Source organism: Pseudomonas sp. DC3200b2 (assembly GCF_049895785.1).
GTDB classification, from domain to species: Bacteria; Pseudomonadota; Gammaproteobacteria; order Pseudomonadales; family Pseudomonadaceae; genus Aquipseudomonas; species Aquipseudomonas massiliensis.
This window is the reverse complement of the sequence record NZ_JAFCTA010000003.1, coordinates 1-20,261: the sequence shown is the minus strand read 5'-3', so window position 1 is coordinate 20,261 and position 20,261 is coordinate 1. Positions and strand designations below refer to the sequence as shown.

Annotated in this window: 18 protein-coding genes; 1 reads left to right on the top strand and 17 read right to left on the bottom strand. The window is 63.2% G+C overall.

Annotated elements, in window-relative coordinates; all coding sequences use genetic code 11:
* Entirely contained in the window at nucleotides 1–849 is an 849-nt protein-coding gene (gene fghA / locus ACP691_RS09450; RefSeq protein ID WP_426149244.1) for an S-formylglutathione hydrolase, read from the bottom strand.
* 10 nt (nucleotides 850–859) lie between these two features.
* Nucleotides 860–1,972 (bottom strand): S-(hydroxymethyl)glutathione dehydrogenase/class III alcohol dehydrogenase, encoded by a 1,113-nt coding sequence (locus tag ACP691_RS09445; protein WP_426149243.1) that lies wholly within the window; start codon nucleotides 1,970–1,972, stop codon nucleotides 860–862.
* A 105-nt stretch (nucleotides 1,973–2,077) separates the two neighbouring features.
* Between ACP691_RS09445 and ACP691_RS09440 the strand changes: the two genes are divergently transcribed.
* Nucleotides 2,078–2,977 carry a LysR substrate-binding domain-containing protein gene (locus ACP691_RS09440; protein ID WP_426149242.1) on the top strand — a complete coding sequence of 300 codons (900 nt, stop codon included), beginning with the start codon at nucleotides 2,078–2,080 and terminating at the stop codon, nucleotides 2,975–2,977.
* Between the two features lie 14 nt (nucleotides 2,978–2,991).
* Here ACP691_RS09440 and ispD read toward each other — a convergent pair whose 3' ends face one another.
* From ispD to bamA, 15 genes are all read right to left on the bottom strand, one after another.
* Complete coding sequence (gene ispD, locus ACP691_RS09435; RefSeq protein WP_426149241.1) at nucleotides 2,992–3,678, bottom strand: 2-C-methyl-D-erythritol 4-phosphate cytidylyltransferase; 687 nt, start codon at nucleotides 3,676–3,678, stop codon at nucleotides 2,992–2,994.
* Nucleotides 3,675–3,953 carry a cell division protein FtsB gene (gene ftsB, locus ACP691_RS09430; protein WP_040261116.1) on the bottom strand — a complete coding sequence of 93 codons (279 nt, stop codon included), beginning with the start codon at nucleotides 3,951–3,953 and terminating at the stop codon, nucleotides 3,675–3,677. The genes ispD and ftsB overlap by 4 nt, the downstream gene beginning before the upstream one ends.
* A gap of 179 nt (nucleotides 3,954–4,132) precedes the next feature.
* On the bottom strand, nucleotides 4,133–5,422 hold the full coding sequence (gene eno, locus ACP691_RS09425) for a phosphopyruvate hydratase (RefSeq protein WP_426149240.1): 1,290 nt from the start codon (nucleotides 5,420–5,422) through the stop codon (nucleotides 4,133–4,135).
* Nucleotides 5,423–5,515: 93 nt separating this feature from the next.
* Complete coding sequence (gene kdsA, locus ACP691_RS09420; protein WP_040261118.1) at nucleotides 5,516–6,361, bottom strand: 3-deoxy-8-phosphooctulonate synthase; 846 nt, start codon at nucleotides 6,359–6,361, stop codon at nucleotides 5,516–5,518.
* Between the two features lie 3 nt (nucleotides 6,362–6,364).
* Complete coding sequence (locus ACP691_RS09415) at nucleotides 6,365–7,993, bottom strand: CTP synthase (RefSeq protein WP_040261119.1); 1,629 nt, start codon at nucleotides 7,991–7,993, stop codon at nucleotides 6,365–6,367.
* A 295-nt stretch (nucleotides 7,994–8,288) separates the two neighbouring features.
* Complete coding sequence (tilS, locus tag ACP691_RS09410; protein ID WP_426149239.1) at nucleotides 8,289–9,596, bottom strand: tRNA lysidine(34) synthetase TilS; 1,308 nt, start codon at nucleotides 9,594–9,596, stop codon at nucleotides 8,289–8,291.
* Nucleotides 9,597–9,689: 93 nt separating this feature from the next.
* Nucleotides 9,690–10,637, bottom strand: a complete 948-nt coding sequence (locus ACP691_RS09405; RefSeq protein WP_426149238.1) for an acetyl-CoA carboxylase carboxyltransferase subunit alpha — start codon at nucleotides 10,635–10,637, stop codon at nucleotides 9,690–9,692.
* Between the two features lie 153 nt (nucleotides 10,638–10,790).
* Nucleotides 10,791–14,312: a DNA polymerase III subunit alpha gene (gene dnaE, locus ACP691_RS09400; RefSeq protein ID WP_426149237.1), complete on the bottom strand. Its 3,522-nt coding sequence runs from the start codon at nucleotides 14,310–14,312 to the stop codon at nucleotides 10,791–10,793.
* Between the two features lie 92 nt (nucleotides 14,313–14,404).
* Nucleotides 14,405–15,049: a ribonuclease HII gene (gene rnhB / locus ACP691_RS09395; RefSeq protein ID WP_426149236.1), complete on the bottom strand. Its 645-nt coding sequence runs from the start codon at nucleotides 15,047–15,049 to the stop codon at nucleotides 14,405–14,407.
* A 13-nt stretch (nucleotides 15,050–15,062) separates the two neighbouring features.
* On the bottom strand, nucleotides 15,063–16,196 hold the full coding sequence (gene lpxB / locus ACP691_RS09390) for a lipid-A-disaccharide synthase (RefSeq protein WP_426149235.1): 1,134 nt from the start codon (nucleotides 16,194–16,196) through the stop codon (nucleotides 15,063–15,065).
* Entirely contained in the window at nucleotides 16,196–16,972 is a 777-nt protein-coding gene (gene lpxA, locus ACP691_RS09385; protein ID WP_426149234.1) for an acyl-ACP--UDP-N-acetylglucosamine O-acyltransferase, read from the bottom strand. Before lpxA ends, lpxB begins: the two co-directional genes overlap by 1 nt.
* Entirely contained in the window at nucleotides 16,969–17,409 is a 441-nt protein-coding gene (gene fabZ / locus ACP691_RS09380) for a 3-hydroxyacyl-ACP dehydratase FabZ (protein ID WP_040261126.1), read from the bottom strand. Before fabZ ends, lpxA begins: the two co-directional genes overlap by 4 nt.
* A 122-nt stretch (nucleotides 17,410–17,531) precedes the next feature.
* A complete protein-coding gene (gene lpxD / locus ACP691_RS09375; protein ID WP_426149233.1) occupies nucleotides 17,532–18,590 on the bottom strand; it encodes a UDP-3-O-(3-hydroxymyristoyl)glucosamine N-acyltransferase in 1,059 nt (352 codons plus the stop codon).
* Nucleotides 18,590–19,093, bottom strand: coding sequence for an OmpH family outer membrane protein (locus ACP691_RS09370; protein ID WP_426149232.1), 504 nt, complete (start codon nucleotides 19,091–19,093; stop codon nucleotides 18,590–18,592). Before ACP691_RS09370 ends, lpxD begins: the two co-directional genes overlap by 1 nt.
* Before the next feature lie 46 nt (nucleotides 19,094–19,139).
* A partial coding sequence (bamA, locus tag ACP691_RS09365) for an outer membrane protein assembly factor BamA (RefSeq protein WP_426199681.1) occupies nucleotides 19,140–20,261 on the bottom strand: 1,122 nt, incomplete at its 5' end.

The following is a 20,261-nucleotide window of genomic DNA, read 5'->3' as shown; positions in this document are numbered from 1 at the left end:
TCAGCCTTCGGCCAGGGCCTGGGCATGATGGCGCAGGTGGTCTTCGATGAAGCTGGCGATGAAGTAATAACTGTGGTCATAGCCTGCCTGCAGGCGCAGGGTCAGCGGATAACCGGCGGCCTCGGCGGCCTGCCGCAAGGCTTCGGGCTTGAGCTGGCTGACCAGGAAGTCATCCCGGTCGCCCTGGTCCACCAGCAGGGGCAAATGTTCCCTGGCCTGCCCCAGCAGCACGCAACTGTCCCATTCGCGCCATCGGCTGCGATCCTCGCCCAGGTAACGACTGAAGGCCTTCTCGCCCCAAGGGCAATTCATGGGGTTGCTGATGGGAGAGAACGCGGAGATGGCCCGATATCGACAAGGGTTGCGCAGCGCGCAGACCAGCGCGCCGTGGCCGCCCATCGAGTGGCCCGCGATGGACCGCTGGTCATTGGCCGGAAAATGCGCCTCGATCAGGGCAGGCAGTTCATGCACCACGTAATCATGCATCCGGTAATGCTGGGCATAGGGCGGCTGGGTGGCGTTGAGGTAGAAGCCGGCGCCCAGGCCGAAATCCCACGCGCCGTCCGGGTCCCCAGGCACTTCGGCGCCGCGGGGGCTGGTATCGCAGGTCACCAGGATAAGCCCCAGCTGGGCAGCCACCCGATGAGCGCCGGCCTTGTGCATGAAGTTTTCGTCGCTGCAGGTCAACCCGGACAGCCAGTACAGCACAGGCAGGCGACCGCCGGATTCGGCCTGGGGCGGCAGGTAGACCGCGAACACCATGTCGCAACCCAAGGTACTGGAGCGGTGCTTGTAGCGCTTGTGCCAGCCACCGAAGCTTTTCTGACAGGAAAGGTTGTCCAGGCTCATGGCGCTTCCTTTAAAAATGGACGACGCTACGAATGCTCTTGCCTTCATGCATCAGGTCGAAGGCCTTGTTGATGTCTTCCAGGGGCATCGTGTGCGTGATGAAGGTATCCAGGGGGATTTCGCCCTTTTCCGCCATGTCGACGTAGCTGGGCAATTCGCTGCGGCCGCGTACGCCACCGAAGGCACTGCCGCGCCAGACGCGCCCGGTCACCAGTTGGAAAGGCCGGGTGGCGATCTCCTGGCCAGCGCCGGCGACCCCGATAATCACCGACTCACCCCAACCCTTGTGGCAGCACTCCAGAGCCGCGCGCATCAGTTGAACATTACCCACGCACTCGAAGGAGAAATCCACCCCGCCATCGGTAAGGTCCACGATGACCTCCTGGATCGGCTTGTCGTAATCCTTGGGATTTACACAGTCGGTGGCGCCCAACTGGCGGGCGATCTCGAACTTGGTAGGGTTGATGTCCACGGCGATGATCCGGCTGGCCTTGGCCTTGACCGCGCCGAGGATGGCGGACAGACCAATGCCGCCCAGGCCGAAGATGGCTACGGTGTCGCCTGGCTTGACCTTGGCGGTATTGAGCACGGCGCCTATGCCCGTGGTTACGCCGCAGCCCAGCAGGCAGACCTTTTCCAGGGGCGCCTGCTTGGGTATGCGAGCCACCGAGATTTCCGGAAGCACCGTGTACTCGGAGAAGGTGGAGGTGCCCATGTAGTGGAACAGTGGCTTGCCCTGGTAGGAGAACCGCGTGGTGCCGTCTGGCATCAAGCCCTTGCCCTGGGTGCCACGGATGGCCTGGCAGAGGTTGGTCTTGCCGGAAAGGCAGAACTTGCATTGACGGCACTCTGGGGTATACAGCGGGATTACATGATCACCCACCGCTACCGAGGTCACCCCCTCGCCTACCGCTTCCACAATGGCGCCACCTTCATGACCCAGCACGGACGGGAAGATGCCTTCCGGATCCGCGCCGGACAGGGTGTAGGCGTCCGTATGGCAAACACCGGTAGCAACCACACGAAGCAAGACTTCACCCGCCTTGGGCAGGGCGACGTCGATCTCGACGATCTCCAGCGGTTTTTTCGCTTCGAAGGCGACAGCGGCACGGGATTTGATCATGGGACTTCCTCGGTTCGAATTTCAACGATAAGCACAGTGTAATTCAGCCTCCATACAGGGATAATCCGCCCATTCGGAAAACATTATTGCAGGCAAGGGATAATCGTGAGCGCAGGTTGGGAGGGTATCGATGAATTCGTAGCAGTGGCCGAACATGGTCAGTTCAGCGCCGCTGCATCAGCCTTGGGCATGTCTTCGTCCCATGTCAGCCGCCAGGTCGCGATGCTGGAAGATCGCCTCCAGGCTCGTCTGTTTTACCGCAGCACCCGACGAGTCAGCCTGACAGAGGCGGGCCATACCTTCCTGCAGCATTGCCGACGCTTGCATGATGGCCGAGACGAGGCTTTGCGCGCGGTACATGACCTAGCCAGCGAGCCCAAGGGCCTGCTGCGCATGACTTGCGCGGTCGCCTATGGGGAGCGCTTCATCGTGCCTCTGGTCAACGACTATCAACAGCGCTACCCCCGATTGCAGCTGGATGTCGAGCTGACCAACCGGACGCTGGACCTGGTCGACGAAGGGCTGGACCTGGCGATCCGGCTGGGTCGGCTACAGGACTCCCGGCTGGTTGCCCATCGCCTGGCTCCGCGCCGGATGTATCTTTGCGCTTCACCGGCATACCTGGAACGCTACGGGCGGCCGCACAGCCTTTCGGAACTGGCGCGACACAACTGCCTGGTGGGCAGTTCGGACCAATGGCAGATGCTGCAGGAGGCCAAGGAGATCAATGTGCGGGTCAGCGGCAACTGGCGCTGCAACAGTGGCCAGGCGGTTCTCGATGCCGCGCTCAAGGGGATGGGCTTGTGCCAGCTTCCCGATTACTACGTGCTGGAACACCTGCACAGCGGCGCGCTGATGTCCTTGCTTGAACACCATCAACCCCCCAACACGGCTGTGTGGGCGCTGTATCCGCAGCAGCGTCATCTTTCGCCCAAGGTGCGCGGGCTGATCGAACACCTGCGCCAAGGTCTGGCCCAATGCGAGGCCTATGCCGTGGCGCCCTGAGGGCTTGGAGCACTTCAGCGCTTCAGCCAGGCCAAGTCTTCGGGACGGGTGACCTTGATGTTGTCGGCACGCCCTTCGATCAGGCGGGGCGCATGCCCTGCCCATTCCATGGCGCAAGCCTCGTCGGTAATGGTCACGCCGGCCACCAACGCATCGGCCAGCGCCCTTTGAAGGGGGCCAAGCCGGAACATCTGCGGGGTGAACGCATGCCATACCAGGCTACGGTCGAGCGTCTCGGCTACACGGCCCGTGGCATCCACCCGCTTGAGAGTATCCTTGGCAGGAACGGCGAGCAGGCCTCCCACCTCGTCGTGAGCCAGCTCGCTCAGTAACCGCTCAAGGTCATTGGCCGCCAGATTGGGCCGCGCCGCGTCGTGGACCAAGACCCAGTCACGGCTACCGGCGCCCAGTTCATTGAGCTTGAGCAGCGCGGCGAGCACTGAATCGCAACGCTCCTTGCCCCCTTCTGCTCTGTGGATGGAGGGGTGCTCGGCGTAGGCCAGGCCTGGCCACCAAGGGTCGTGGGCGGCCAGGCTGACGACCAGGCCACGAAGGTCAGGATGGCCAAGGAAGCACTCGAGGGTATGCTCGATCAGCGTCTTGCCGGCCAGGGTGAGGTATTGCTTCGGACGGTCGGCGCCCATGCGCGAGCCGACACCGGCGGCCGGGATCACCACCCAGAAAGGAACGGAAGGGTTCATTGTGTAATCTGGTAAAGGGTTTCGCCGTCCTTGACCATGCCCAGCTCGTGTCGGGCACGCTCTTCGACGGTTTCCATGCCTTTCTTGAGTTCCAGTACTTCGGCATCGAGTACGCGGTTACGCTCCAGAAGCCGTTCATTCTCGGCTTTCTGGTCAGCGATTTGCTGTTTGAGGTCGGCGGCTTGGGCAAAGCTGCCCGAGCCGACCCACAGCCGATGCTGCAGCCCTGCCAGCAAGAGGATGAGAACCAGGAACAACCAATAGGGACTGCGCATCGAAGAATCCAGGCTTGCCAGATAGCAATGAGCCTAGCGTGCGCCAGGCTCAGTGTGAAACAGATCCGAATACCGGAAAGTGGCGCCTCGGATGGGTTCAGGTGTATCCAAACCGGGAAGCCATGAAGACGGCAGTGGCCGGGCTTCCCCTTCCCTGCCGCCTTTTTACCACTTCCTGGTCAGCCGCGAAACTCGGCCCGACCACGATAAGGCGCGCGCTCGCCGAGTTGCTCTTCGATGCGCAGCAGTTGGTTGTACTTCGATACCCGGTCGGAGCGGCAAAGCGAGCCGGTCTTGATCTGTCCGGCGGCGGTGCCCACGGCCAGGTCGGCAATGGTGGCATCCTCGGTTTCACCGGAGCGATGCGAGATCACCGCGGTGTAGCCAGCGGCCTTGGCCATCTGGATGGCTTCCAGGGTCTCGGTCAGGCTGCCGATCTGGTTGAACTTGATCAGGATGGAATTACCGATCTTCTTGTCGATGCCTTCCTTGAGGATCTTCGTATTGGTAACGAACAGGTCGTCACCGACCAGCTGCACCTTGTCGCCGATCTTCTCGGTAAGGGTTTTCCAACCCGCCCAGTCAGACTCATCCATGCCGTCTTCGATGGAAATGATCGGGAACTGCTCGGTCAGCCCGGCCAGGTAGTCAGCGAAGCCGGCGGCGTCGAAGACCTTGCCTTCGCCAGCCAGGTCGTAGTTGCCATCCTTGTAGAACTCGCTCGACGCGCAGTCCAGGGCCAGGGTGACGTCATCGCCAAGGGTGTAGCCAGCGTTTTTCACAGCTTCGGCAATGGCTGACAGCGCTTCGGCATTGGAGCCCAGGTTCGGTGCGAAACCACCTTCATCACCCACCGCGGTGTTCAGGCCCTTGGCCTTGAGCACGGCCTTGAGGTGATGGAAGATCTCGGCACCCATGCGCAGCGCGTCGGCGAAGCTCTTGGCGCCTACCGGCTGGACCATGAACTCCTGGATGTCTACGTTGTTGTCCGCATGCTCGCCGCCGTTGATGATGTTCATCATCGGGACGGGCATCGAGTAGACGCCTGGAGTGCCATTGAGGTTGGCGATGTGTGCGAAGAGCGGCAGGTCCTGGTCTTCGGCGGCGGCCTTGGCGGCGGCCAGTGAGACAGCCAGGATGGCGTTGGCGCCCAGGTTGGCCTTGTTCTCGGTACCGTCAAGGTCGATCATGGTGCGATCGAGAGCCTTCTGGTCAGCCGGGTCCTTGCCCAGCAGCGCATCGCGGATCGGCCCGTTGATATTGGCCACCGCCTTGAGCACACCCTTGCCCAGGTAACGGCTCTTGTCGCCATCGCGCAGTTCCAGTGCCTCGCGCGAGCCTGTGGAGGCACCGGACGGCGCGCAGGCACGACCGATGATACCGTTGTCCAGAAGCACGTCGGCTTCCACGGTCGGGTTGCCACGGGAGTCCAGAACCTCACGACCTTTGATGTCGACGATCTTTGCCATTGTTATAAACACTCCAGAGTGGACGACTCCCCGCGACTCCTGTCATCGGTGCGGGGCCATTGAAAAAACCGCTGCTGACCCTCTAAACCGCGATCAAGCGGTCTCTATGATCGGAAAACCCTTGACCAGTTCATCGAGTGCCTTGAGTTGGGCAAGGAAAGGCTCGAGCTTGTCCAGGCGCAGGGCGCACGGCCCGTCGCACTTGGCGTTGTCCGGGTCCGGATGGGCTTCCAGGAACAGGCCGGCCAGGCCCTGGCTGATGCCGGCCTTGGCCAGGTCGGTGACCTGCGCGCGGCGGCCACCGGCCGAATCGGCGCGTCCGCCGGGCATTTGCAGCGAATGGGTGACGTCGAAGAACACCGGATACTCGAACTGCTTCATGATGCCGAAGCCGAGCATGTCCACCACCAGGTTGTTGTAACCGAAGCTGGAACCGCGCTCGCACAGTACCAGCCGGTCGTTACCGGCCTCTTCGCACTTGGTCAGGATGTGTTTCATTTCCTGAGGCGCCAGGAACTGCGCCTTCTTGATATTGATCACCGCGCCGGTGCGCGCCATGGCCACCACCAGGTCGGTCTGCCGGGACAGGAAGGCCGGCAGCTGGATGATGTCGCAGACTTCGGCCACCGGCGCGGCCTGGTGCGGCTCATGCACGTCGGTGATCACCGGCACGTTGAAGGTGCGCTTGATCTCCTCGAAGATCCGCAGCCCCTCCTCCATGCCCGGACCGCGGTAGGAATTCACCGAGGAGCGGTTGGCCTTGTCGAAGCTGGCCTTGAACACGTAGGGAATGCCGAGCTTGTCGGTGACCCTCACGTATTCCTCGCATACCTTCATGGCCAGGTCGCGGGATTCCAGGACGTTCATGCCGCCGAACAGCGCCATGGGCTTGTCGTTGGCCAACTCCAGGTTGCCGACGCGAATGATCTTCTGTGCCATGGTTCAGTCCTTGTTCCGCTGTGCCAGTGCCGCCTTGACGAAGCCGCTGAACAGCGGGTGGCCGTCGCGAGGCGTGGAGGTGAATTCGGGGTGGAACTGACAGGCCACGAACCAGGGGTGATCCTGGCCCTCGACCACTTCCACCAGGGCGCCGTCCCCGGAGCGGCCGGAAATGACCAGGCCCGCGTCTATCAGCTGCGGCAACAGGTTGTTGTTCACTTCATACCGGTGACGATGGCGCTCCACGATCACGTCCTTGCCATAGCAGGCGTGCACGCGAGAGCCAGGCTCGAGCAGGCATTCCTGGGCGCCCAGGCGCATGGTGCCGCCCAGATCGGAAGCTTCGGTACGGGTTTCCACGGCGCCGGTGGCGTCGGCCCATTCGGTGATCAGACCCACGACCGGGTGGCCGCTGTTGCGCTCGAATTCCGTTGAGTTCGCGTCGCTCCAACCCAGCACGTTACGGGCGAATTCGATGACCGCCACCTGCATGCCCAGGCAGATGCCCAGGTAGGGAACCTTGTTCTCACGGGCGAACTGCACCGCGCGGATCTTGCCTTCCACGCCACGCAGGCCGAAGCCGCCAGGGACCAGGATGGCGTCCACGCCCTCGAGCAGGCCAGTGCCCTGGTTCTCGATGTCTTCGGAATCGATGTAGCGCAGGTTCACCCGGGTGCGGTTCTGGATGCCGGCGTGGCTCATGGCCTCGATCAGCGACTTGTAGGCGTCGAGCAGCTCCATGTACTTGCCGACCATGGCGATGGTCACTTCATGCTCGGGGTTGAGCTTGGCGTCGATCACCTTGTCCCATTCGGACAGGTCGGCGCCGCCGCACTGCAGGCCGAAGCGCTCGACCACGAAATCGTCCAGGCCCTGGGCATGCAGCACGCCCGGGATCTTGTAGATGGTGTCCACGTCTTCCAGGGAAATGACCGCGCGCTCTTCCACGTTGGTGAACAGGGCGATCTTGCGACGGGACGAGGCATCCACCGGATGGTCGGAGCGGCAGATGAGTACGTCGGGCTGCAGGCCGATGGAACGCAGTTCCTTGACCGAGTGCTGGGTAGGCTTGGTCTTGGTCTCGCCAGCGGTGGCGATGTACGGCACCAGGGTCAGGTGCATCAGCATGGCGCGGCGGGCGCCCACTTCCACACGCAACTGGCGGATCGCCTCCAGGAACGGCTGGGACTCGATGTCGCCCACGGTACCGCCGATCTCCACCAGGGCTACGTCGGCATCCCCGGCGCCCTTGATGATGCGGCGCTTGATCTCGTCGGTGATATGCGGGATCACCTGGATGGTGGCGCCCAGGTAGTCACCCCGGCGCTCCTTGCGCAGCACGTGCTCGTAGACGCGTCCGGTGGTGAAGTTGTTGTTCTGGGTCATGGTGGTGCGGATGAAGCGCTCGTAGTGCCCCAGGTCCAGGTCGGTCTCGGCGCCGTCGTGAGTGACGAACACCTCGCCGTGCTGGAATGGGCTCATGGTGCCGGGATCGACGTTGATGTACGGATCCAGCTTGAGCATGGTGACCTTCAGCCCCCGCGCCTCCAGGATGGCCGCCAATGAAGCCGAGGCGATGCCTTTCCCCAATGAAGAAACAACACCGCCCGTGACGAAGATGTAACGCGTCATGAAAAACCCTAGAAGTCTGCGTTAAAGCGGTCGGAGCCGCCGGGGAAAGCGAAGGAAGGCCTGCCGCGGGGAACAGCGTTGCGCCCACGAAGACCCCAATGACCAGCGACATCCACCAAGCATCGTTCGAAAATCGGCCGCGTTCGTTCGTACCGGTGAAGCCCACCGGCGTTTGACTCGCTACGCATTTCAAGCATCGCCCAGCAGAAAGTGCTTGGTCATCGGCAGCTCCGGCGGTTCTACCACCCGCAGAAGCTGTATCAAGAAGGGAGGGTAGTCTACCGGAAAGCGCCTTTCATCTCAAACACCGGTCGTTCGTCGGTGGTCGCCAACGCAGTTCCCCCAGCCTCTTCCCCGCCCCATGAAGGTTGGCCACGGCCACCAATTCACCCTTGAGCCAGAGCAGCGGCAGGCGCGCGCGCACGAAGGCCGGCAGCCCGGCCTCATTGAGCAACCGTTTGAGATCACGGCGGCCGCGCCCGGGTATCAGGACGCTTTCCCCACCCTGGCGATAACGGACCTCGACCTGCCCTTCAGGTATCTGCCCCACCCAGCGCAGCTCACCATTGCCAGGCAGCGCCAAGGGCGTTGCCAAGTCTGTCCAGCACGCAGGAGCTGGCGGCCGGGCCAGCCAGGGTCCGCTGAGCCACCAGGCGCGGTCCTGCGCGCGACAGAGCGCGCCATCGGCCAAGCGCCAGATCGGGGTCGCGGCCTGGCCAGCATCGCGCAGGGCTTCCCATCCGGCCCAGTGAGCGGTATCCGGCAGCCGGCTACGGGTCGCCAGCCAGGCCTGCAAGGCGTTGCGCTGACGCGCCTGGCTCAGGTCACGCAAGGGCGCCAGGGCCAATGAGGGCAGCCCCAGCCAGGGAAGAGGCGCCCCCTGCTCGGCCAGGCGCAGGTCCTGCCTGGCCAACTCTTCGAGCAAGGCCAACCCTTCGGCGAAATGACCAGCGCTGCGGGCCAGGTTCGCCACGGCGCCAGGCCAGCGTTGTCGCAGGCGTGGAATCACTTCATGGCGCAGGTAATTGCGGTCGAAGGTCAGATCAGCGTTGGACGGATCATCCACCCACGTCAGGCCTACGGCCTGGGCATAGGCCAGCAAGGCCTCACGGTTCAGGTCCAGCAGTGGGCGTGCCAGGGCTCCCTGGCCCAAGGGCCGAGCCTTCGCCATGGCCGCCGCGCCCCGCACCCCGGCCCCACGCAACAGGCGCAATAACAGAGTTTCGGCCTGGTCGTCACGGTGCTGCCCGGTGAGCAGGACTTCACCCGGCGCCAGTTGCGCGGCCAGTGCCTGGTAGCGCGCCTCGCGTGCTGCCTGCTCGACACTGGGGCCCGCCTCGACCTTTACCGGCAGCGCCTGGTATGGCACCTGCAGCTCCCGGCACAGCTGCGCGCAGTGGCCGGGCCAGGCCGCCGCCGCGTTTTGCAGCCCATGGGCCACGTGCACTGCGCGCAAGGGCGGAAGGTTGTGGGCCTTGGCCAAGCTAGCCAGACCGTGCAGAAGCACGCTCGAATCAAGCCCGCCAGAAAGCGCGACCACCCAGCCCGGCGCTTGGCGCCAGGGCTCGAGCTGGCGCAGGAGATGGTGATGAAGGCTCGTCACAGCGCAACGGAACCCCTGTGGGAGCCAGCGAAGCTGGCGATTTCAGGAGACATCCAGGCCTGTTCGCCGACTGACGCCAGCGCCTACGAAAGGTTAGACGCCGTAGCTCATCAGGCGCTGGTAGCGGCGATCAAGCAGGGCCGGCATGTCGAAGCCCTTGAGCATGTCCAGTTGCTCCAGCAGCGACGCGCGCAGGGTCTGCGAGGCCTTGGCCAGGTCCCGGTGGGCGCCGCCCAGGGGTTCATCGATGACCTTGTCCACGATGCCAAGGCCCTTGAGGCGCTCGGCGGTGATCCCCATGGCCTCGGCGGCATCGGGTGCCTTGTCGGCCGTTTTCCAGAGGATCGAGGCGCAGCCTTCCGGCGAGATCACCGAATAGGTGGAATACTGCAGCATGTTCAGCTGGTCGCAGACACCGATGGCCAAGGCACCGCCCGAACCGCCTTCACCGATGACAGTGGCGATGATCGGGGTTTTCAGGCGGGCCATGACTCGCAGGTTCCAGGCGATGGCCTCGCTCTGGTTGCGCTCTTCGGCGTCGATCCCCGGATAGGCGCCGGGGGTGTCGATAAAGGTCAGGATCGGCATCTTGAACCGCTCGGCCATTTCCATCAGCCGGCAGGCCTTGCGGTAACCCTCGGGGCGGGGCATGCCAAAGTTGCGGCGTACCTTTTCGCGGACTTCCCGGCCCTTCTGATGGCCGATGACCATGACCGGCTGCCCTTCGAGGCGCGCGGTACCGCCAACGATGGCGGCATCGTCGGCGAAGTGACGATCCCCGTGCAGTTCTTCGAACTCGGTGAAGATCTGCGGGATGTAGTCCAGGGTATAGGGGCGGCGCGGATGACGCGCCAGGCGCGCGATCTGCCAGCTGGTCAGGTTGCCGAAAATGCTCTCGGTCAGCGTGCTGCTCTTTTCCTGAAGGCGAGAGATCTCATCACTGATGTTGAGCGAGTTGTCGTTGCCGACAAGGCGCAGCTCTTCGATCTTGGCTTGCAGGTCAGCGATGGGCTGTTCGAAGTCGAGAAAATTCGGGTTCATAGGCTTCCGTCTAGGGTCGACGGCCAGGCGGCCGGTTGATCCGTTTGGCGCCATACCATACGGAAGTGGCGCCTTGAGGTCGAGATGTAAAAAACAATGCGTCCGCGGCGCGGTGGCCCGGACCTTCGCCGGACAGGGCCGTACGCCCCCGGCTCAACGATAATTCAGGAAGACGTTCTCGCGCCCGAACTGGTCACGCAGGGCCTGGATGAGGCTGTCGGCCGGATCGATGCGCCAGGCCTCGCCGAACTGTAGCAAAGCGCGGGCCTCGCTGGAGCTGTAGTCCAGGGTTACCGGGCAGGCGCCCCGGTGCTTGCCAAGCAAGGTACCCAGCCAATTGATGCGGTCGCCGCCCAGGGCCTGGATGTCCACCTTGATCCGCAGGCTTTCGGCCAGTTGGGTGCGCGCGTCCTCCATGCTCAGGACACGCTTGACCCGCAGGCGCAGCCCGCCGGAGAAATCATCGTTACTCACCTCCCCTTCCACCACTACCACCGTGTCGGTCTGCAGCAGGGCCTGGGCGCTGTGAAAGGCGTCGGCGAACAGCGAGGCCTCGATCCGCCCGGAGCGGTCATCCAGGGTGATGAAGCCCATCTTGTCGCCTTTCTTGTTCTTCATCACGCGCAGTGCCACCACCATGCCAGCGATGGTCTGGGTATCCCGGGCAGGCTTGAGGTCGACGATCCGCTGGCGGGCGAAACGGCGGATTTCCGTTTCGTATTCATCGATGGGGTGGCCGGTGAGGTACAGGCCCAGAGTGTCCTTCTCGCCCTTGAGGCGCTCCTTCAAGGACAACGGGCGCGCCTTGAGATGATTGGCGTAGACGTCGGCCTCGGCGTCGCCGAACACGCCGCCGAAAAGGTCCACATGACCGCTATCCTGGGTACGGGCATCCTGTTCGGCCGACTTGATCGCCTCATCCATGGCCGCCAGCAGCACCGCGCGGTTGCGATCGATGTTCACCTGGTAGGCCTTGGGTTCGTCATGGAAATGCGGGCCGAGGCGGTCCAGCGCTCCGCTGCGCACCAGCGCGTCCAGGGTGCGCTTGTTGATGCGCTTGAGGTCTACCCGGGCACAGAAATCGAACAGATCTCGGAAGGCGCCGTCGGCCGCACGTGACTCGACAATGGCCTCCACCGGCCCTTCACCGACCCCCTTGATCGCACCCAGGCCATAGACGATGCGCCCATCGTCATTGACAGTGAACTTGAACTCGGAGCTGTTGACGTCCGGCGCATCCAGGCGCAGCTTCATGCTGCGCACTTCCTCGATCAGCGTCACCACCTTGTCGGTGTTGTGCATGTCCGCCGAAAGTACCGCCGCCATGAAGGGCGCGGGGTAATGCGCCTTGAGCCAGGCAGTCTGGTAGGACACCAGACCATAGGCGGCCGAGTGGGATTTGTTGAAGCCGTAGCCGGCGAACTTTTCCACCAGGTCGAAGATGTTGCCCGCCAGGTCCGCCTCGATGCCGTTCTTGGCGCAGCCCTCGATGAAGCCGCCGCGCTGCTTGGCCATTTCCTCCGGCTTCTTCTTGCCCATGGCGCGCCGCAGCATGTCCGCGCCGCCAAGGGTGTAGCCGGCCATGACCTGGGCGATCTGCATGACCTGTTCCTGGTACAGGATGATGCCATAGGTAGGGGCCAGCACCGGCTTGAGGCCGTCGTACTGATAATCCGGGTGTGGATAGGCCAGCTCGGCGCGGCCGTGCTTGCGGTTGATGAAGTCGTCAACCATCCCGGACTGCAACGGCCCCGGACGGAACAGCGCCACCAGTGCGATCAGGTCTTCCAGGCAGTCGGGCTTGAGCTTCTTGATCAGCTCCTTCATGCCGCGGGATTCAAGCTGGAAAACCGCGGTGGTTTCGGCTTTCTGCAGCAGGTTGTAGGTGGGCTTGTCGTCCAGGGGAATGAAGGCGATGTCCAGTGGCTCTTCGCCCGCCTTGGCGCGGTCGCGGTTGATGGTGCGCAGGGCCCAGTCGATGATGGTCAGGGTGCGCAGGCCGAGGAAGTCGAACTTGACCAGGCCGGCTGCTTCCACGTCGTCCTTGTCGAACTGGGTCACCAGGCCATCACCCGCCTCGTCGCAGTAGATGGGCGCGAAGTCGGTCAGCTTGGTCGGGGCGATCACCACGCCGCCGGCGTGCTTGCCTACGTTGCGCGTGATGCCCTCGAGCTTGAGCGCCATGGCCCAGATTTCCGCCGCCTCCTCGTCGCTGGCAAGGAAGTCACGCAGCATCTCCTCCTGTTCGAAGGCTTTCTCCAGGGTCATGCCGACTTCGAACGGGATCATCTTGGACAGGCGGTCGGCCAGCCCATAGGATTTGCCCTGTACCCGCGCCACGTCGCGCACCACTGCCTTGGCGGCCATGGAACCGAAGGTGATGATCTGGCTGACCGCATTGCGCCCGTACTTGTCGGCCACGTAGTCGATGACCCGGTCCCGCCCGTCCATGCAGAAGTCGACGTCGAAGTCGGGCATGGATACCCGCTCCGGGTTGAGGAAGCGTTCGAACAGCAGGTCGTATTCGAGGGGGTCCAGGTCGGTGATCTTCTGCACATAGGCCACCAGGGAACCCGCTCCGGACCCACGGCCAGGGCCGACCGGCACGCCGTTGTTCTTGGCCCACTGAATGAAGTCCATCACGATCAGGAAATAGCCGGGGAACCCCATCTGGATGATGATATCCAGCTCGAAGTTGAGTCGGTCCACGTAGACCTGGCGTCGGGCTTCGTAATCAGGCGTATCCTTGGGCAGCAACACGGCCAGACGCTCCTCCAGGCCGTCGAACGACACCTTGCGGAAGTATTCGTCGATGGTCATGCCATCGGGAATCGGGTAGTCAGGCAGGAAGTGCTTGCCCAGTTTCACCTCGATGTTGCACCGCCGGGCGATTTCCACGGTGTTGCGTAGCGCATCGGGAAGATCGCTGAACAGCTCGGCCATTTCTTCCGGGCTTTTCAGGTATTGCTGATCGCTGTAGTTGCGAGACCGGCGGGGGTCGTCCAGGGCGCGGCCTTCACCGATGCAGACCCGGGTTTCATGGGCCTCGAAGTCTTCGGCCTTGAGGAAGCGAACATCGTTGGTGGCCACCAGGGGCGCGCCCAGCCGGTCGGCCAGCGCCACCGCGGCGTGCAGGTAGTCTTCGTCGCCCGGGCGGTTGGTCCGCTGCACTTCCACATAGAAGCGATCCGGGAACACCTCCATCCAGTAGCGCAGTGCCTTTTCCGCCTGGGCCGGATCGCTGCCCAGCAACGCCTGGCCGATTTCTCCTTCCTTGGCGCCAGACAAGGCGATCACTCCGTCGCTGGCCTCGGCGATCCACTCGCGCTCGATGATGATCAGCCCGTTGCGCTGGCCTTCGATGTAGCCACGGGAAATCAGCTCGGTGATATTGCGATAGCCTTGGGCGTCCATGGCCAGCAAGGTGATCCGGCTCAGGCTGTCATCCCCGGCCTCGCCAGCCAGCCACAGGTCCGCGCCACAGATGGGCTTGATCCCCGCGCCCATGGCCGCCTTGTAGAACTTCACCAGAGCGCACATGTTGCTCTGGTCGGTGACCGCCACGGCCGGCATGTTCATGCCGCCAAGGGCCTTGACCAAAGGTTTTATCCGAACGAGCCCGTCGACCAGGGAGTACTCGGTGTGCAGGCGCAGGTGAACGAATGAAACCGACATGGGCGTGCTCGTGACTGTTGCTGAAACGAAGGGAGGGATTGTACCCATGGCCGGCCCTGATTGCATGATCCAGGGCTGGCCGCTGGGCTGCCTCAGGCTTCGACGAATTCCGCCAGGCCTGGATCACGGGCCTCGAAGGCCGCGCGCACCGGGGCGAAGGAGCGCCGGTGGATGGGGGTCGGGCCCAGCCGGGCAAGGGCTTCGAGGTGGACAGGGGTGGCATACCCCTTGTGGCTGCCCAGCCCATAACCGGGATAGATGAGCTCGAAGGCGGTCATCTCCCGATCACGGCTGACCTTGGCCAGGATCGAGGCCGCGGCGATGGCCGGCACCTTGGCGTCCCCCTGAACCACGGCGGCGCTGGGCACGGCCAGGGTTGGGCAGCGATTGCCATCGATCAGCGCCAGACGTGGGGTGACATGCAGCCCCGCCACGGCCCGCTGCATCGCCAGCATGGTAGCGTGAAGAATATTCAGGGAATCGATCTCATCCACTTCAGCCCGGGCGACGCACCAGCTCAGGGCCTTTTCACAGATCTCGTCGTAAAGGGCTTCCCGGCGCGCCTCGGTCAACTTTTTCGAATCGTTCAGGCCCAGGATGGGACGCGCCGGGTCGAGAATGACCGCCGCGGTGACCACGGCGCCACACAGTGGGCCGCGACCGACCTCATCGACACCGGCGACCAGCTCTTCGACCAGGGTGTAATCAAGGCCCATCTGTAATTGAGTAGGTTGCATCAGGCTGTTCCGGTCAACGTGCCAACAATTGCAACACCGCGTCGGCCGCCTGGTTGGAGGCATCCTGACGCAGCGTCCGGTGAATCGCATCGAAGCCCGCGGTCTGCTCGGCCGGATTGTCCAGCAGGGGCAGCAAATTCGCGGCCAGGGTCTCGGGCGTCGCCGCATCCTGCAACAGTTCCGGTACCAGCTTGCGCTGGGCCAGGAGGTTGGGCAAGGAAACATACGGGCTCTTGACCATACGTTTGAGCATCCACCAGGTCAACGGCGCAAGGCGATAGGCAACAACCATCGGTCGCTTGTAGAGCAAGGCCTCCAGGGTAGCGGTGCCGGAAGCGATGAGTACCGCGTCGCAAGCGGCGAGCGCCTGGTGCGATTGGCCGTCCAGCAAGGTCACGGGTAGCGGGTGCTCGGCCAGCAAGGCTTCGAGCTGGCTCCGGCGCTCCGGGCTGGCGCAGGGCAGAACGAAGCGCAAGCCGGGCCTGGCCTGCAACAGGCGCTTGGCCGTTTCGAAGAACAATCCGCCCAGGCGCCGTACTTCACCGCCGCGGCTGCCAGGCATCAAGGCCACCAGCGGACCTTCGACGGCCAGCCCCAACGTCCGCCGGGCGTGCTCGCGATCGGCCTGCAATGGAATCTGGTCGGCCAGCGAATGCCCGACGAAACGTACCGGCACGCCCTGCTCTTCATAGAAGCGCGCCTCGAAGGGAAAGAGCGTAAGCATCAGGTCACACCCTTCCCGGATCTTCAAGACCCGTTTCTGGCGCCATGCCCATACCGACGGGCTGACGTAATGCACTGCCTTGATACCGGCATTGTGCAAGCGGGCTTCGATTGCCAAAGTGAAGTCAGGCGCGTCGATACCGATGAACACATCCGGCCGCGCTTCGAGCAGGGTTTCGATCAACAGTTTGCGCCGGCCCAGCAGTTCGCGCAGGCGCCCCAACACTTCCACCAGGCCCATGACCGCGAGGCGCTCCATGGGAAAATAGGAGCGCAGGCCTTCGGCTTCCATCAGTGGGCCGCCCACACCGATGAAACGTACATCGGGTTCGCGGGCCTTGAGCGCACGCATCAGACCCGCGCCGAGAATGTCACCACTGGCTTCGCCGGCGACCAGGGCAATGCAGCGTGCCGGTGTTGCCATCAGCGCGTGATGCCCCGAGTGGCGTCGCGAATGGAGTCGACGAACAGGCCCACTTCGACGCACTCCTTGACCGCGTCCTCCAGCCGGGAGAGCGCCTGGTCAATGGTCAGCCCTTGGCGATAGACAACCTTGTAGGCGTTGCGCAGGGCATGGATGGTAGCGTCGCTGAATCCTCGGCGGCGCATGCCTTCGAAATTCATGCCGCGGGCTTCGGCCGGGTTGCCGAATACCGTGACGAACGCCGGCACGTCCTTGCCAATGGCAGTGCCCATGCCCGAGAAGCTGTGGCTGCCGATATGGCAGTACTGGTGGACCAGGGTATAACCGGACAGGATCGCCCAGTCGCCCACGTGCACATGCCCGGCCAGGGCAGTGTTGTTCACCAGGATGCAATGGTTGCCGATGACACTGTCGTGCCCCACATGGGCATAGGCCATGATCAGGTTATGATCGCCGATGGTCGTCTCGGACCTGTCCTGGATAGTGCCACGGTGGATGGTCACCCCTTCGCGGATGGTGTTGTGGTCGCCGATCACCAGGCGAGTGGCTTCACCCTTGTACTTGAGGTCTGGCGTGTCCTCGCCGATTGACGAGAACTGGTAGATACGGTTGTGCTTGCCGATGCGAGTGGGCCCGCGCAACACAACATGCGGCCCGATCACCGTGCCTTCGCCAATCTCTACCCCTGCGCCGACGATCGACCACGGGCCCACCTCGACGCCATCGGCGATTACCGCCGACGGGTCGATGATTGCACGAGGGTCGATCAAACTCATAGCTTGCGTTCCGCGCAGATGATTTCAGCCGAACAGACAGGCTTGCCATCGACCGACGCCTGGCAATCGAATTTCCAGATCTGTCGCTTGCAACTGATGAAACGGGCCTCGAGGATCAGCTGGTCGCCGGGGGTGACCGGCTGCCGGAAACGCAGCTTGTCCGAACCTACGAAGTAATACAGGGTGCCGTCAGCCGGTTTGACGTCCAGCATCTTGAAACCGAGGATACCGGCCGCCTGGGCCATGGCTTCGATGATCAGGACACCGGGCATGATGGGGTGCGCCGGAAAATGACCATTGAAGAAAGGTTCATTGATGCTGACATTCTTGTAGGCGCGAATGCGCTGGCTCTCGACGTCCAGTTCCACCACACGGTCCACCAACAGGAAGGGGTAGCGGTGGGGCAGGTATTCGCGAATCTCGTTGATGTCCATCATGTCGGGGAAAAAGCCTGTATGGAAGAGAGGGGGCGCGCACGGGTAACGGGGCGCCCACGTGCGGCACGCCTTTTTTCGGCAGCGCGGCTTAGCAGCGGCGCGCGGCCGATGATGAGTAGGGGTCAGCCATCTGATGACCCGTCCGGGCCCTGGGTCACCGCTTCGATCCGTTTTTCTGCCTGGGCGAGGCGGCGGTACATGTCATCGAGCTGGCGAATGCGCGCCGCGCTCTTGCGCCACTCCGCCGCCGGCTGCATCGCCGTGCCGGACGAATATGCGCCGGGTTCGGTAATGGAGCGCGTGACCATGGTCATGCCCGTTACGAAAACGTTGTCGCACAGCTCGATATGGCCTACCAGGCCGACCCCGCCGGCAAGCATGCAATGCTTGCCGATCTTGCTGCTTCCGGATATCCCCACGCATGCGGCCATGGCCGTATGGTCGCCGACCTGCACGTTATGGGCGATCTGGATCTGGTTGTCCAGCTTCACGCCGTTGCCGATCAGGGTGTCGGCCAGCGCGCCACGGTCAATGGCGGTATTCACACCGATCTCGACGTCATCGCCCACCGTGACGCCGCCGACCTGGGCGATCTTCCGCCACACGCCCTTCTCATTGGCAAAGCCGAAGCCCTCGCCGCCCAGCACCGCGCCGGACTGGATCACTACCCGCTTGCCCACGCGCACGTCATGGTACAGGGTAACCCGCGGGGCAAGCCAACCGCCTTCGCCGATCACGCTGCGCGCGCCGATGAAGCAGTGCGCGCCCAGGGTTACGCCCGGGCCGATGATCGCGCCGCTTTCCACCACCACGAAGGGCCCAACGCTGGCGCTGGCATCGACCTGGGCATCCGCGGCTATCACGGCGGAGGGGTGAACCCCCGCAGGCGCCTTGGGCTTGGGGTCGAATCGATGTGAAATGCGGGCGTAGGCCAGATAAGGGTCCGGCACGATCAGGGCATTGCCTTCGAACCCTTGCAGGTCTTCACGCTTGAGCAGGACAGCCCCTGCGCGGGTGATCGCCAGGTGCTTGCGATACTGAGGGTTTGCCAGGAAGCTCAGCTGAGAAGGGCCGGCCTCCTGCAAGGTGGCCAGCCCGTCGATCACATGCCCGCGAGCGCCGACCAGGTCGGCACCCAAGGCATCGGCGAGATCGCCGAGGGTGAGGCTTGTGGTGGTCATTACTTGCTCTGGTTCATGCGCTCGATGACCTGGCGGGTGATGTCGTACTGAGGCTTGACATCGATGACCGCGCCACGCTCGAGCACCAGGTCGAAGCCACCGGCCTTGATCACGCTTTCCACCGCGCCGTCGAGCTTGGGCTTGAGCTGCTTGAGCATGTCGCGGTCAGCGTTGGCCTTGGCTTCGTTCAGTTCCTTGGACTGGAACTGGAAGTCGCGGGCTTTCTGCTTGAAGTCCAGTTCCAGTTTCTCGCGGTCGCCCTGGGGCATCTTGTCGCCGCCCTTGACGAGACGGTCCTGGATGTCCTTGGCACTGCTTTCCAGGGCCTTGAGCTTGCTCAGCTGAGGGCCGAACTTCTTCTCGGCATCCACCGCGTACTTCTTGGCCGCGTCGGATTCGAGCAAGGCCATCTGGTAGTTCAGAACGGCAATTTTCATTTCGGCGAACGCCGGGGTCGCGAACATGGCCGCGGCCACGATTACCAATTGGGTCAGCTTGCGCACGATGATACTCCTGCGAATTCGGTGTGATTGGGCCAGGGCGCGACGCTTAGAACGTCTGCCCCAGCGAGAATTGGAAGATCTGGGTTTCGGCTTCTTCCGGCTTTTTCACCGGCATCGCCAGGCTGAAGCTCAGCGGGCCGAGCGCGGTGATCCAGGTCACTCCCAGGCCGACCGAGGCCGCCATGTTGGAGAAATCGATGGAGCCGCAGTCTTTCGTGGTCACAGGATACTTATCAGTGCCGGAGCCATACTGGCATTTCGAGTCGAAGACGTTACCCACATCCCAGAACAGGGAGGTACGCAGGGATTTCTGGTCCTTCACGAAAGGCATGGGGAACAGGATCTCGGCGCCACCGGTGATCATCACGTTACCACCGAAGGCGAGGTCATCCTGGTCGGGGTCGTTGATCGCCGGGGTACTGCGCGGCCCGAGGGTGCTGTCCTTGAAGCCTCGAACGGAGTTGAAGCCACCGGCGTAGTAGTTCTCATAGAACGGCAACCCATCGCTCGAGCCATAACCGTCGCCATAGCCCAGTTCGGTATGGAAGCGCAGGGTGTAGTTCTCGGTCAACGGCGTGAACAACTGGCCGCGGTAATCCAGCTTGTAGAACGACAGGTCGCTGCCCGGCGTGGTCGTTTCCAGGGTCAGACTCTGGGAATGACCACGGGTCGGCAGGGTGCCCCGGTTGAGGGTCGAATCCGACCAGCCGATGGACGCCTTGAAATTGGTGAAGCTGTCGCCTTCGCGATCGATGAAGTCGTAGATTTCGCCAACGGTGTAGGTACCGGTGCTGATCTCGTCCTTCTGTACGGTCAGGCCGAAGGTCAGGCGCGACGTTTCGCTGATCGGGTAGCCGAAGTTCATGCCCGCGCCCAGGCTGTCTACCGCGTAGCTGGCCACGTCGACGTCGAGGTCGTCGTAGTCGGTCTTGCGGTAGAAGGCGTTGTAGCCAAGGCTGACGCCATCCGGGGTGTAGTACGGGTCGACGAAGCTGAAGTTGTAGCGGGTCTGATACTCGGAGCGGGTGAGGCCAATGCTGACCTTGTTACCCGTACCCAGGAAGTTGCTCTGGCTGATGGAGCCGCCCAGAATCAGGCCCGCGCTCTGGGCGAAGCCCACGCTGGCGGTGATCGAGCCGGAGGGTTGTTCCTCCACCGAGTAGTTCAC